8 protein-coding genes are annotated in these 15,920 nt (G+C 35.7%); all 8 read right to left on the bottom strand.

Features of this window, described 5'->3' with window-relative positions; translation table 11 throughout:
• Positions 1 to 4: 4 nt before the first annotated feature.
• Positions 5 to 3,532, bottom strand: a complete 3,528-nt coding sequence (locus ABD963_RS11590) for a family 78 glycoside hydrolase catalytic domain (RefSeq protein ID WP_345277141.1) — start codon at positions 3,530 to 3,532, stop codon at positions 5 to 7.
• Positions 3,533 to 3,741: 209 nt separating this feature from the next.
• Entirely contained in the window at positions 3,742 to 4,935 is a 1,194-nt protein-coding gene (locus ABD963_RS11585; RefSeq protein ID WP_345277140.1) for a Gfo/Idh/MocA family protein, read from the bottom strand.
• 3 nt (positions 4,936 to 4,938) lie between these two features.
• Positions 4,939 to 6,282 (bottom strand): Gfo/Idh/MocA family protein, encoded by a 1,344-nt coding sequence (locus ABD963_RS11580; RefSeq protein WP_345277139.1) that lies wholly within the window; start codon positions 6,280 to 6,282, stop codon positions 4,939 to 4,941.
• Positions 6,275 to 7,675 (bottom strand): 3-keto-disaccharide hydrolase, encoded by a 1,401-nt coding sequence (locus ABD963_RS11575; protein ID WP_345277138.1) that lies wholly within the window; start codon positions 7,673 to 7,675, stop codon positions 6,275 to 6,277. Before ABD963_RS11575 ends, ABD963_RS11580 begins: the two co-directional genes overlap by 8 nt.
• 300 nt (positions 7,676 to 7,975) lie before the next feature.
• On the bottom strand, positions 7,976 to 9,109 hold the full coding sequence (locus ABD963_RS11570; protein WP_345277137.1) for a DUF5627 domain-containing protein: 1,134 nt from the start codon (positions 9,107 to 9,109) through the stop codon (positions 7,976 to 7,978).
• A gap of 35 nt (positions 9,110 to 9,144) precedes the next feature.
• On the bottom strand, positions 9,145 to 10,869 hold the full coding sequence (locus ABD963_RS11565) for a RagB/SusD family nutrient uptake outer membrane protein (protein WP_345277136.1): 1,725 nt from the start codon (positions 10,867 to 10,869) through the stop codon (positions 9,145 to 9,147).
• 24 nt (positions 10,870 to 10,893) lie between these two features.
• Entirely contained in the window at positions 10,894 to 13,962 is a 3,069-nt protein-coding gene (locus ABD963_RS11560) for a SusC/RagA family TonB-linked outer membrane protein (RefSeq protein WP_345277135.1), read from the bottom strand.
• Between the two features lie 49 nt (positions 13,963 to 14,011).
• Positions 14,012 to 15,913: a RagB/SusD family nutrient uptake outer membrane protein gene (locus ABD963_RS11555; protein ID WP_345277134.1), complete on the bottom strand. Its 1,902-nt coding sequence runs from the start codon at positions 15,911 to 15,913 to the stop codon at positions 14,012 to 14,014.
• Positions 15,914 to 15,920: the final 7 nt, after the last annotated feature.

Here is a 15,920-nt window from a genome sequence, read left to right as displayed (position 1 = left end):
CCTATTAAAAGGAATTAATTTTAAGCTGAATAATATGCTTCCCTGGTGATAATCTTAAATAATCAAAAGCAGAGGGTACTTTTTCACCATTATGAATTAAATCCTTTCCGTCTAAATCGTTCAGAGAAAACTCCGCTACCATATTTCCTGGTATTTCAATTTCATAGGTTTGAAGTCTTGCACCGTTATAAGTATATTTTGCATTTATGGCACCTCTTACCGTTGGCACTTCTATTTCACTTGACTTTAACTTACTCATCTGAGGCTTAATGCTTGCTACTCCAAAACCAGGTGTTTTTGGTTTGATGCCCCATAATCCTCTTGGGATGACGTTAGCAGGTACAGCACCCCAGGCGTGATTCCAATCTAAATTTACCTTATAATCGTAATCCCAAGCCTCTAAAGTAATGGTTGAGCCTACTCTAATCATGTTATACCAACTTCTTTTTGCCTTACTCGCTAATAAGTCTAAGGCATAGTCTGATTCTCCTGCATTATATAAACCGTCCATTAAAAACTGTGCACCGTATACGCTACAAGCCATTTCTCGAGATTTCACATAATCTACAACCGAATTAAAATGCTCCTCTGGTACCAATCCAAAAGCCAAAGGCATCATGTTGGCATGCAAAGAGGCATGGTCTGTTCCTATACCATCTACATAAACACCACGTTCTTTATCAAACATTTGCTCATTGACTGCTTTTTTAGCTTTGGCTGCCCTATATTCAAAATCTAGTGCTTCTTGAGTTTTTCCTAAAAGTTTAGCGAATTCTGCCATAATTTTCATGTTTTCGTAGAAGAACGAGTTAATTACCGTACTGTATGGCATAAACACAAATCCATCACGTTCTCCTTCATTTCCACTTTGCATGAAATTGGCATTTGGCCAATCTACAATATCGGTCAAAGGTTTATTGTAACCTGGTTTAAAACCAAGTTTATACATAAACTCCTCAGTTACCTTTGTGGACGTTATTAACCCATCCTCATTAGATAATTCAAAAAGTGTTTTATGTTTTAAAGGTTCGTAATAACGCTCTATAAGTTCGGTATTACCTGTATACATGTAATCTGCATAAATTAGTAAAGCTACATGCTGTTGCCACTCGGTAGGCCATGTTGGATGCTCCATAAAATACTCAATAGTTCGTCTGGCCATGGCATATTCCCTATCGGTTGTATAATGACTTAATTGATTTAAATAGGCATCAGCTTCGTAAGGAATACGTTCTCTTTCTCCATCAACGTACAAGCCATTAAAAGTAGTAGCTTTAATAGAATATTTACATAAATCCCAAACTTGATTTAAAATGTCGTTATCACTTTCAAAGCTACTGGCAGCTTCATCCCAGTAACTAAAATGTGCCAATTGTATAACATCCTCAGCATTTATTGCTTCTTGAGCACCTTCAATTTCGGCATATCTAAAAGGCATTAAAACAGGAAATCCTTTTGGTAGTGCAATTGCCTTGTTAGGTAATGTATTTCGTTTATCCGGTACTATCTCAATTTGATATTCAGTTTTACCAGGTACCACATTAACAGCCACTTCTTGATAACGAATATTACTTTTAGCTGGCGGTGTTCTGTTTACATGGCCATTATCATCCATCATTTCTCCAATTCTTACTTTTAGTGTATGTGGTGTTTGGGCATTGTAACTGAAATTTACGGTTGCAAAAGCGGCTTTGCCAAAATCCATAAAATAGACTTCTCCACGTTTCTCAAACTTGGCTGGTTTAATCTTTTCAATATTATATTTATTTTCTGTTGAAATAATGTAACTATCACTCTTACCTGTGGTGAATTTTTGAGCTTCAGAATAATCAACCAATCTATTCTCTTGCTCCCAGATTCTAACCTTCCAGTAATAGGTTTTTCCAAGTTCTAAAGGATTTCCGGCATACTCTACATCTGTAGATTTACTAGAGGCTACTCTACCACTATCCCAAACGTCGCCATTATTGTTATCAATATTCTTTAAGCTTGATGCTACCAAAATCTGGTAAGCTCCTTGGAACTTAGCCCCTAAAGGAACCGTCCATCCAAACTCTGGCTTTAAATCGAAAATTTCTACATCAGACTGTGGTTCTCTAATTAACTCGACTGTTAAATCTGTTGGTGCAGTTCGGTACTCATCGCTATTCTTCTTGATTAATTCTTCAAGTTTGGCTCTCAACTTATCGGCTACTTCCTTATATTTTTTCTTTCCTATTAAATTTTTAACCTCTTGTGGATCTTTCTCTAAATCGTATAACTCTTCTAAAGATTTATCATTTACATATCTGAAATACTTCCATTTTTTAGTACGCACCCCTTCACTAGGTGGAATGGGCTCAAAATCCCAAAGATGTTCAATAAGAATAGTGTCTCTACCAATACTTTTAGTTTCTTGCTTAACTATAGGCATTAAACTTTTTCCTTGCCAAGTATCAGGCGCTTTAACACCGGCTAAATCTGCAATGGTTTGTGGCACATCAATATTAAGTGCCATATCATTGATATCTTGATGTTTATCTACTCTTGGATCAAAAACAATGAGAGGCACACGTATGGAATTGTCGTACATTAACCATTTCCCAGCAAATTGGCGCTCTCCCAAGAAATAACCATTATCTCCCATTAGGATAATTACGGTATTTTTATCTACACCCTTTTCCTTGAGTTTTTCTCGAATTTTTTTTATCTCAAAATCTATTCCAGATATCATTCTGTAATAGCCTTTTAAACTATGCTGGTACTTTTCAGGAGTATCATAACGCCAAGTCCAACGTAATCTATTAAACCCTTCTCTAACCATTTTTGGTTGTGCTAAAAAGTATTTGTCATCACTAAGGGCGGGCTCTGGAATGGTAGTGTTTTGCAGTAAACCGTCGGTTTCGGTTTGCCAAAAATATTGTTCTGGAGCCCCATCATGGGCATGTGGAGCACTGAAACTTAAAGATAAACAGAAGGGTTTGTCATTTGTTGCATTCTTTTCAATAAAATCGAGTGCTTGTTGCCCTGTATATCTTGTTAAGTGTACCGTGTCATTATCTATGGTTTTATAAAAATAACCTCTTCTATCTTTAAATCGATTGTTTCGATCATACTCATCATATTCATCAAATTGTTTATCCAAACCGCCGTAATTCACACCATACTTACCAAAAAAACCAGTATAGTATCCATTGTCTTTTAGGAGTTTTGGATAGGAATTTGTCATATATTCCTCCCTAATATTACCTGTTTGAAAATTATAATTATGGGTACGCTCATGCAAACCAGTTAATATACTAGCTCTACTAGCAGCACAAATGGGTGTTGTAACAATTGCCGAATGAAAATAAGTTCCAGATTTGGCTAGATTATCCATCTCTGGAGTCTCAACAAATTGATTCCCTGCATAACCAATAGCGTCAAAACGTTGATCGTCTGTGAGAATAAAAATGATGTTTGGTTTTTCAGAAGTATTGTTTTGCTGGGCATGTATAGGTGTAAAATTGTATAAAATACTAATGATGAAGATTAAAAAGTTTTGTCTTTGCATAAGAATGAATATATATGTGTGTGTGTTAAAATCTGATTTTTTGGATTAGATTTATTGCTATTAAAACAATGGAATTAAAAATAAAATATGATTCAAATAATTCTGTCCTGTTGTGTCCTGAAATTAAAAAAAGTAGTGTTTTAACAGCTATCAATTATCAGTAACAAAGACATAAACAGGTAAGCCTGATTCTATTTTAAACGGCATGATTACTTTAGAATCTTATTATTCCAAACAACAATTTCATCATTATACATAGCATCCAAGCCCATCTGTACACAAATTGCCGATTTGGCACCAGTAATAATGTTAGATGCTGGTTTTCTGTTATTATAAATGGCCGTTCTAAAATCTAAAAGTGCTTGTTTACTAGGATCTAGATGCTCCACATTAATACGCATACCTTTTTCGGCATCCCATTGTGAGGTAGCTCCACTAACACCATCTACATCTTCAATTATTCTATTTTCCCTCTTACCCTCTGGGTAAAACCATGCGTGTTTAGTATCAATAATAATGGTTCCTTTATCTCCAATCACTTTTATTTGATAGCCATCTTTTGCATTACTAGTTAGGCAGGTAAAAGTTGCCTTAACGCCACTTTCATAACTGTAAATCAGATGAATGTTGTCATAAGTCTCTCGTCCATCTTTCCAATAATCTATACCACCAACTCCCATGACTTTTTCCGGTGTTTCGTCAAGCACCCAATTGGCAAAATCTATTTGATGTGAACATAATTCCGCAAGAAGCCCACCAGAGAATTCTCTATACATTCTCCAATTGATGGCTTTTTCAAACTTTGGGTCTGGTACACTTCTTCTCCAGTTCCCATGTCTATTCCACTGACATTCAAAAGCACTTATTTTACCAACTTTTCCATTCTTAATTAAATCAACTACATGAGTGTACAACCTGGAACTATGATATTGATGTCCTGTTTGAAAAATGCGGTTAGAATTTTCTGCTTTTATTGTTAGAGCTTTGATACCATCATAACCTTTAGCCAAAGTTTTTTCACAATACACATGTTTTCCTGCATCAAGCGCATCAATAGCTATTTTAGAGTGGGAATGAAAGGGAGTCGATATAATTACAGCATCAATATCTTTATTCTCTAGAAGCCTGTAATAATTATCATATCCCTTTGGTTTTGAATTTGATTTGGCCATAGCTTTTTCTAACCTAAAAGGTAATACGTCGCATAGACCAATAACATTTATGCCTTCAATAGAATTAATTATTGATGTTAGGCCACCACCTCTATCTCCTGCTCCAATAACCCCAATATTTATAGTGTTATTAGCTCCAAGATAGGATGATGAGGTGCCGTATAAGTGCCCCATACTTGCAACACCCAATGTTGCCATGCTTGTTTTTTTTATGAACGAACGTCTTTCCAAAAATTAAAGTTTTGGTTCCCAACCTGGTTCGTATGTTCGAGACCAAAGTTTCATAGCTTCTCTATCAAAAATCCTTCCAGATTCCTCATCAACATCAAAACCTTTATTGATTCTGTAAGATATATTAGCATAGTGTGTTAACATTTGTGACATGGCTCCTATATCAATGGGAGAAGTGAGTTGTTCCTTACCTCTTATAGTGTTGAAAAAATTAACAGCATGTCTTGTAGATAAATCTCCGCCTCCTCCAAGAGCCACACCACCTTCACTATCTCCAGATTTATTTTCTTTGATAAGCGCTCCTTTTAAATCGTAAAGTTCATAACCTTGTCTGTCAACCATTACAGATCCTTTAGATCCATAGATGATGGTACCTCGACCTCGACCATATTTAGAATAACCATTTCTACTACTGCCATCCCATTGAATAACACGATTATCAGAAAACTTGTAAATGGCCTCCATGGTATCATACATTTCCCAGCCATCATCTACAAATTGATGTTTTCCTGCAATAACATCAACATACTGCGGATAATTCACATTTAAAGCCCATCGAGCAATATCCAACTCATGGGTGGCATTATTTCCCATTTCAGCAGTACCATAATCCCAACCATACCAATGCCAATTATAGTCCCAAGTGTCGTGCATGTATTCCTTTCTAGGAGCTGGCCCTTGAAACAATTCCCAGTTTAAGCCTTTTGGAGGGTCTGATTTTACGGGATGTGGAACTTCGCCTCGCCTATTCGTATAAAAGGCTATAGCTTTATAGGCATCTCCAATAATACCGTTATGAATATCATTAATTATTTCAATACTTTGAGGTGAAGAGCGTTGTTGATTCCCCATTTGTACCACTTTATTGAATTTTTTTTGTGCCTCAACAACTAATTCGTTTTCTCTTGGATTATGACTACAAGGTTTTTCTAAATATACGTGTTTCCCAGCCTTCATAGCCATTATGGCGCCTGGTGTATGCCAATGATCTGGTGTAGCCATAAAAATAGCATCAACATCTTTATCATCCAGTATTATTCTGATGTCAGCTTCTAATGCGACTTTATAGTCAATTTTTTCAGCAATCTTATTTGCTGCCTTACTCATCTGACTAGGAAGCACATCACACAAATATTTTAACCGTACATTGCTATCTTTTAGGGCTATGGCAGGAATGAATGCGCCATATCGTCTACCTAAACCTTGTATTGCCAGATTAATTCGGTCGTTTGATCCAATAATATTATTATAGCTTTTGGCGGTCATAGCATTTACGCTGCCTGCTAAACTTACACCAACTCCTGCCAATGCCGTCTTTTTTATGAAGGTTCTTCGTTTATTATCCATTATTGTCATTTTTAGGCTTATGCACTTTAATTTTAATGTTTCTGAATGCGACTCTATCTCCATGATCTTGGAGCAAAATTTGTCCTTTATCTAGAAGACCAAAATTAGGCCATTTTGCATACTTACTTTCTGAAACCAATTTTAAAAACTCATCACTTCCTCGTTCGTATTCCAAAACCTTAACATCATTAATCCAATGTTCAACATGGTTATTAACAGACTTAATGTAAGCCGTATTCCATTCACCAATTGGCTTTACAGGTTTGATTGGATCTGCTTTAATTAAATCGTATAACGAACAAACCGTTCTACTACCTTCATGAGAACCCAACTTTGCATCTGGATGTATTGCATCATCAAGAATTTGGTATTCTAAACCAATTGAAGACCCCGGGCCTTTATTAATTTCAGTATCCACATAATATTTAATACCACTATTGGCTCCTGGAGTTAATTTAAAATCTACCAACAATTCAAAATTGCTGTAATCTTCAGTTGTAACGATATCGCCACCGGCTTCAGATTCTCCACCTCCAGAGGACAAAACGATAAGTTCTCCATCTTCAATAACCCAACCATTTTCAGGAAATTTATCAAGTTTTGCTCCACGCCATCCATTCGTTGTTTTACCATCCCAAAGCATTTCCCAACCAGCTCGTTTCTCATCAAAAGTGAGGTTGTTTTTGGTAATAATTGGCTCTAAAGATGATGAGGCCGTGTACTTTTCTAAATTTTCGGTTAAAATTTTAGCATTTTTCCACATGATTTGTTTACCCAATTTTTCCTTATCCTTTCCAATAGAATGCACCTGTAAACCAATAAACCCTGATGCCGTTTTATCATCAATCAGATAAGCTGCAGGTACACCATTAACCCAAGTTTTTATAGTATCTGCAATAGCTTCAACACGATAATGATTCCATTCATTCTGTTTAAATGCTTTTTGTGCCTCTGTATTATTTTCTAATGGATTTAACCATCGGCGTCTTTTTTCATCATAGATTCCGCCACTCCAAGCTCTTTTAGAAGGGTCTATTTCTACCTGATACCCATGCACCATGCCATCCCTGTAATATGGTAAACTGTTGCTTCGTATTTGAATACCAGAATTCATGGTTGAATCTACCTTGAAATCAATTTCAAAAATAAAATCTCCATAAATAGAATCTGTGGTTAAAAAAGTATTTGGCGTATCAGCAGCGGTTGTTCCTATAATAACGCCATCAACATTTTGATAGGTTGCATTCCCTCCTTTAATATTCCAACCTTCAAGTGTTTCGCCTTTTATTAAATTAACCCAGGGTATTTCGGGTTCTTTTTGCGCACAAGAAAAAAAACTTGTGGTAATTATAATTATTATTAAACCTATTAAATCTGTCTTACCTATTTTCATAATATATCTCTTAAGATTAAAAAACTTCCCATCATAAATATAAACAAATGATGGGAAGTATTGACTAACTCAAAACACTTATAATTAAACTAAACTCATTATAATTAATGTCTGAAATATAAGTCATTATAAAATCCTAAGTATCCTGTTCTGTCCTGAATTAACTATTTTTATATTAAGGAACTGGCTTTAAACAATAATTCTGTTAGTTCTAACTTAGAATATAAAAAAAGCGGGGAATAAAACCCCGCCTTAATATTGTATTTACAAAAAGTTTTAAACTAAGTGTGAGTTTTAATTCTAGTTTGTTATTAATTGCACCGTAAATTGCTCAAATTTAACATCTCTATTCCTCATTACTAAAGTGTCATTAACTGTATGCAATAAATCAACTGTTGTTTCAGAAATCACTTGACCAAAACGAACTTCCTGTACAACTTGGGTGTCACTGTATTGATACTCTAAATAAATTACATCACGTTTTTTTCCACCCCATTCATCTCCTTCTTCTACAAAAGTTCCTGTTCCTGTTACCGTATATTGATCCCCCTCGACATTTGTTATGGCAATATTTCCATTGTCATCGAACGTAATATTCAGAGAAACATTATCTGAACTAGGAATAAGTCCTCTTCTAACTCGATTAGTAACTGTATTACTATTCCTCCCAGATGTTAATACTGGAACAACTTCATCCTGCTCAATAAATTCTGCTTTGTAAACAGACGTAGTATCAATGTTGGTTGTTTCTGTTGCACCTGTTGCAATAGTAACTTTTTCAGAGGTCCCAACAATTTTATCTGTTCCACGACGTAAATAAACCCCCTGATATTTATTCATAAATTTAATACCAAAAAGCGTATAATCCTTAGGTGCAGGGTTCCAGTGTTCACTCAGTATCTTGATAGGATTATCAACTATAGGTATTCCAGTTAAAAGAGAATCTAGTTGTTCAAAATCGGTAATTCGTAAAGGAATTACATAATGCGTTTCGTTTTCCCCAGCGAAAGAAAGTGGATCATCAAAAAAGGCATCCTCAAGTTGAATAGGAATACGACCATTAATAGAACCAGCAGGAATTGTAACAGGACTCTCTTGTTCTATAGTGTAATAGGAAGAAGGTAAAATCTGTACATTTACAGAATCTACCCCCAATACATTCGGGTCTATTAATTCTGGAGCTAATTCAAAAAACACTCTTCTATCTATTCGATTTTCAAATACTCCCGACATAACTACCCCTATTTCGAATCGACCATTATTGTCATTATCATTAAAACCCAAATCGTATTTACCCAAAACTAAAGTTCGAGCAGGAGTTTGAAATGGAAAATATACTGAAGTGGTGCCGAAATCAGATACTGCAAACTCTTCATTTTCGCAGGCCAATAAGCTAAAGACTAAAGCGATTATTAAAACTAATTTTATTTTCATGTTAAATATTTTTAATTTTTTTTAAAATTAAGCAATTACCATCCTGCATTTTGTTCAAGTTCCGGAAACTTTAAAGTTTCATCATTGGGTATTGGCATATAAGTAGCAAATGATGGGAAATTTCTAATCTCTACAGATGGTATTTCAATGTAATCCGTTCCATTAAAGAAAATACCCTGTGCTGCTTCGTTTAAGGGTAAGCCCCAACGTCTTAAATCCCAAAATCTGTGACCTTCAAAACTAAGCTCTAAACGGCGCTCATTTCTGATTAGTTGTCGCATAGCTTCGGTTGTCGTTATAGAAGCCAAATAATTATCAGGTTGAGCAAGACCCGCTCTCTGACGGATAGCTCCGATAACTTCGCGGGGAGTCATGCCATTAATTTGTTGGTCTGGACCTCCAATCTCATTGGCGGCTTCAGCAAAAATTAAGAATAATTCTGTGTATCTAAAATAAACATCATAGGTTCTTTGACCAACGGCTGAACCATCATCATTGAGTCTTACACCCGGATGTAAAAGCTTTTTAAGATAATAACCTGTTTTTGTTGAAAATTGAGGAATAGAATCCAATCTATCAATTCCTCCTCCAACTCCAGTATTAATAGTTCCTCCTCCAAAATTATCTCCATTGCTAACAACAAACTGAGCCAATCTAGGGTCTCTATTAGCATAAGGATTTTGTGGGTCATAACCATTAGCTGCAGTTGCAGGAAATCCATTTTGCATAGGAAAAGCATTTACAAAATTTTGAGTAGGATTAATTTCTCCTCTACCATTTACAGAAGGAGGAAACATTCGTCTTTCAATTCCAGAACTTACACCTGTAGGTATGGTACCTCTCCATATCATTTCATCGGTAGTAGATACATTGTAAGTTGTGAAATAATCAACTCCGTTTGGAGATAAACCAGAAACGCCACCAATAGTATTTAATACTTCACTTGCAAATTCCGCAGCCATAGTGTAGTAAGCCTGATCATTTAAAAACGATGGGCTAGCAGCAAAAAGGGCCAAACGTGCCTTTAGAGCTTTTACTATTCTACCAGACATTCGTAAATTGTAAGGAGAACCATTGACAACTTTATATTTATTAAAATCATATTGTTGATATAATGGGTCTAAATCCGCCTGACTATCGGAATAATCCGTTGGTAGTAAAGCGAGTGCAGCATCAAAATCTGCCATTATAGCTTGTACGGTAGCCTCGAAAGATAAACGCGGTAAATTAAAATTGCCATCAGGCTGTATAAACTCTGTTATGTAAGGCACTCCCAATAACTGTCCAGAAGTACCAATACCGGCATGTGCCTGTAACACGTAAAAATGATGCAACCCTCTCAAAGCCAGAGCTTCTCCTTCCATTCGAAGGTAAAACATTTCGTTTATATCCTCATCTAAAGACCATACAATTTCTCCAGCATCAATAATCTCCAAAAATTTGTTTAGCCATAGCACACTTTCAAAGTTATTCCAACGTGAAGTAGGATTATTTTGTGCATTTAACCCGCCCAGTGCCATAAGCTTAAAACCGTTGTTTAATTGATTATTAACAGCATCATCTGTGGCAGCTTCAATAAATGTAAACTGATCAATTAACCGTGAATAACCATTTAATAATATCCCTTCTGCAGAAGCAGGATCGGTACTTACAAACTCAAAGTCCAACCTGTTTTCATCGACAGGCTCTAACATGGTATCACAGCTAACCATACCCGTAAATACGGACATGATTACAATATATTTTATTAAATTTTTCATTTTATATATCTAATTTTTATTTAATTAAAATGACGCTCTTATACCTAAAGTATAAGTCCTAGCCTGAGGATTGGTTCCAACATTTAACTGACGGATATCTTTATTTTTTGCAACCTCAAAAAGATTAGTGCCTTGAAGATTTAAACTAAAATCTTTAACGCCTATTTTGTCACATAGGGCATCCGTGAACTCATACGTTAACTGCGCACGGCTGATTTCAAAGAAGCTATTATCATACAACCAAAACGTAGACGTTCTGAAGTTGTTTTGATTTTCTCCTGCTGATAATCTTGGGAAAGTTGCTGAACTAGCTGTTTGCGGTGTCCAACGTCCTAATACCACTTCTGAGTATTTATCATTTCCATTAGGGCTGAAGTAATTACTAAAACCCGTTAGTTTATTACCAAGCGCTCCTGTTTGACCAGTACCTAACACAAACAAATTGAATCTTTTATATTTTAAATTTAAGTTAATACCATACGTCCAGGGGCTTGAACCTTGACCTAGAGCTATCTGGTCATCTTGATCAATAACATTATCCCCATTTTGATCAGCATATTTAAGATCTCCAGGTTGTACGCCACCAAAATTAGGTATAGGTAAATTATTTAAAATAAAATTCCCCTCGAAATCTCTAACTAAATCACCGTTACCATCAACCACAAAATCTGATTGAGAGTAGAACCCTAAATCTTCATATCCAAATATTGTGGATAACTCAAGTCCCTGTCTATTTTGGTAAGCAAACTCATTAATTTCTGAGCGTTTTGAAGCCTCTGTTTGGCTATACAATACGTTGGCTCCTATACCAATTGAAAGGTCATTAAAGGTTTTGTTAAAATTTAAACCCAATTCAAAACCAGTATATAAATTGGCACTAAAATTATTACGCGGTCTAAACGTATTGAAGTATGAAGGATATATATCAAATAAAAAGCCTACTTGCTTATCCAATTCAGTTCTAAAATAATTGGCTTCCAACCATAATGAATTCATTAAATAACTTTCAAATCCAATATTTAAATCTATTCGTTCTTCAAATCCTAAATCGAGATTTTCACTTTGGGTAATGTTTTGTCTTCTATTAGAGAATAACCCATCTGCCCAAGTAAAGGAAGCTCCGTCATTATAGTTTTCTTGATATAAATAGTAACCATCAATGCCTCTATCCGTTTTAATTACGCCTCCAGAAGCTTTAAGTTTCAGGTAATTTATAAAATCGTTATCTTTTAAAAAGGGTTCTTCACTTATGATATATCCCAATCCAACTGTTGGTGAAAACCCTCCTCTATTACCTTCTGGTAATTTAATAGAGTGTGCATATGCACTAGAAAAATCAACAAATAATTTTTTCTTAAAATCATAGGTCATCTGAAAACCTAAGTGGGTATCTCTATCTGTTTGAATAGAACCAGCTCTTCTTTCTGAATTGTAATATCCTAAAGCAGTGGTATTTATAGAATGGTTTCCAAAGCTTTTTTGATAATTAACCAATGCATAGGTACCAATGCGTGATACAAATCCATTAGACGAATTACTCTCACGTAAATCTCTTCTGTCTTGTCCAAAATCTTGCAAGCCTGTTATTTTACCATCTTGAATACCTGTAATAGCATAAGTTCTATACTGATTTTGTATGGATGTCGTGTAGGATTCCGCAAAATCGAAACTTATGTAAGTTTTAGCTGATAAGCCTTTGGTAATTCCAGAAAGATCGAAATTTATGGCGTTGTTAAACTGTGTTATACGAAAGACTTGATCTTGATACCCCCCTGCTATAGCACGTGCCACAGGAGCATTCACTCCAACTTGTTGTGCTGTACCTAATAAATTACCATCAAAAACAGTAGCACCAGCAAACAAGGTTGCAAGATCTGGATTATTTTCTATGTCTAAAGCACTTACAGGTATTAATGGCGAATATTCAAAAGGTAGAAATGTAGTATTTGCACTTAATAAATTAGATCTAGCACTTTTGTCGGTGCTTATAATCACCACAGCATCAATACTACTAGTAATCCAGTCGTTAACCTTAAAATCTATGTTACCTCGTACATTAAAGCGATTGGTCCCGGCATTAATATCTTCGTTTATGTTTATCCAATCCTCGTTATAAAGCCATCCCGTATTTACATAATATTGAGATTTATCATTACCTCCAGAAAATTCTGCAATAACATTATGGGTACTAATAAAAGGCTGCATAAAATCAAGCAGGTCAGTATCTGGAAAAGAAATCGGATCTAATCCACTTCTTGTATTTTGAATTTGATCTGAAGAAAAACGCAATAATGATGGATCAGTACCGTCGTTAAGTTGAGCTTCATTAAATAATTCCATGTAAGTAGCACCATCTAAATAATTAGGCAAAGCTAAAGGTGTTCTAATACCAGAACGCACATTCACGTTTACTTCTTTCTTATTTATTTTACCACGTTTCGTGTTTATAATAATAACCCCATTTTGTCCTTGACTGCCATACAGTGCCACTGCATTGGCATCTTTAAGAACGGTTATTTGCTCGACCTCTTCCATATTTAATACGTTTGGATCACGCCCAAAAACACCATCAATCACAAAAAGCGCATTGCCAATACCTCTTATACTGGATGAACCTCTTACTCCTGGTATTAAACCAGTAATATAATCTCGAACAAATTGTGTATTATCGTAAGTTAAACGATCTTTAGTGTTAACCGATGAAGCAGAACCTACGATATCACGTCGATCCCTAGTTAATATGCCCATTTTTATTTCATCATCTTCTGAAGCAAGAAAATTAGACTTCACAAGAGAAATAGTAATATTACCTGCCAAAGTAGACAAACTAAAAAATTGTGACTCGTATCCTTTTTTCTCAATAATTACCGTTTCATCGTTAGGTAGGCTAATATTAAATACCCCATTCACATTGGTAGATGCTCGAGACCCACTTGGACCGTAAATTTTAACCCCACTTAAAGGGTTGCCTTGTTCATCAACCACGGTTGCTGATATCTCTGTAACTTTAGATTGTGCTGTAGCCATAACACAAAAGCACAGCATAGTGAAGCACAGGAGGGCATACAACCTATATATTTTAAATATCTTCATTTTTAATTATTTAATTTTTAGTATTAGTTAAAACAAATTTGCACAAAATTTACCATCCTGGATTTTGAGGGAAACCTTCATAAAACTGTGTTTGGTTTTGTTCAAAAGGTAACCAATAGTGCTTAGGGTATTCACACACCCTATCTACAAGTACTGCTTCCTGAAAAAAGGTCCAATCCTTATCAAAATTTAATGCTGTCTTAATTCTGTATTTATCCTCGTGGGCCACTCCCCAACGGCGTATATCAACCCATCTGTGTGCTTCATAAGATAATTCTACAGATCTTTCTCGTCTTAGCTCGTCCATAAATTTTTTATTGTCTGCAACAATGGCAGGATGTACCCCAGGTATCCCAGCTCTATCTCTAAATTTATTGATAGCTTGTTCTGCGGTTAAAGGATAAGAACTTGGAGCTGTAGTTGCTCCTCTAGAAACATGTAGTGCCTCTGCATACATCAAATATACATCTGTTAACCTCATGTGTAAACGTATTCCTGTAAACCTTCCAATAATATTATTACCTCTTTGGGAATGATATTCACCATTAATTTCTGGATAAAACTTCTTGAACATATATCCAGTAAATGAATAATTATTCCTGTCGCGATGTGCACCACTCGATCCAGTGCCATCATCAGAATATAACTGCATTATTCTATTAACTGCAGGTATACCTGCTCTAGTTCCAAGAACATCACGATCTGCAAAAATCCATGCATAAAAGCGAGGGTCTCTATTGTCGAACGGTCTATTCGGGTCGTACAATGGTGTACCATAAACTCCACTTAAGTCATCTTCAATAGATAACCCATTGGCCATTCCAAAATTTTGATGTATGAAATTATGGGTGGCACTAGTACATTGTGTACCTGTAGCAGCAATAGGCCTTGGCATACCTGTAGCCATAAAGCTAGAGGTAGAGCCTACATGGGAGCCTGCTGAACCAGCAAAAATTAATTCTTTAGCTTCTGGAACTAAAGCTGGCCAAGTATTTCTAGGAGTATTCCATAATACCTTCTTATAATCTTCCATGTTTGCTGCCAATTCATATTCACCAGCTTCATCAAGTTTTAATACTTCTGCAAAAGCATCAACGGCCATGGCAGCCAGTTCTGTATCATAAGTATAGGTATCAATGCCGGGCGCATTGTTAAAAAACATTAACGGACTTGCTGCTAACAGTAAGTTTTTGCCTTGAAATGCATAAGCAGCACCTTTTGTGACTCTACCAGCATTATCGCCTAGTGTTCTTTGTCCATAAGGTTCATCATCCCAATCTACCGGTAATAATTCAATAGCTTTTTTGTAATCCTCGTTTACAGCCAACGCCACTTCTTTATAGGTTTCTGGACGGGGCGTAGTAATTGCACCCGTGAAAACTTCAGTAATGTGGGGGAAACGTCCCCAAAATTTCATAACCTCATTATGAAAGAACGCTCTAAAAAAGTAAGCCTGCCCTAAAATAACATTCTTTTCTTGTTGAGTTAATCCTACCATTAAATCTTCGTTGGCAATCACTACATTTGCTTTACGAATACCACGCATACTAGCATTCCATACTTTTGGTCTACCTCGACCTTGTTCTTCATTAGTGCTCCCTAGAGTTCCATTATTTGAACCGGTTTGAAACCTATTATTTTGATGCAAGTAACTTAAGCTATTACCAATCCAACGATTTAATTCACCACGATCTAACTGAGTGCTAAATTTAAAGGCTTGCGTATTGTAACCGTCATCACCGTATATATAGTCCTGAAAACTCCAACCATTTGTACCATAATCTACCACCAAATTATACATTTCCTCCACAAAGCCCTGGGAAGTTTCAAAAGTGGCAAACACATCGTTTATATCAATTTCAGCTTCTGGGGCTATATCCAGATAATCTTCGCAGGCAAATGCCAATAGCATACCTAGAAGTAAAACCATTTTTATTCTTAAATTTTTCATAATTCTC

The sequence above is a fragment of the Litoribaculum gwangyangense genome (genome assembly GCF_039543505.1).
GTDB lineage: Bacteria > Bacteroidota > Bacteroidia > Flavobacteriales > Flavobacteriaceae > Litoribaculum > Litoribaculum gwangyangense.
The sequence above is the reverse complement of the archived record's forward strand: the minus strand, read 5'-3'. Positions and strand labels throughout refer to the sequence as shown.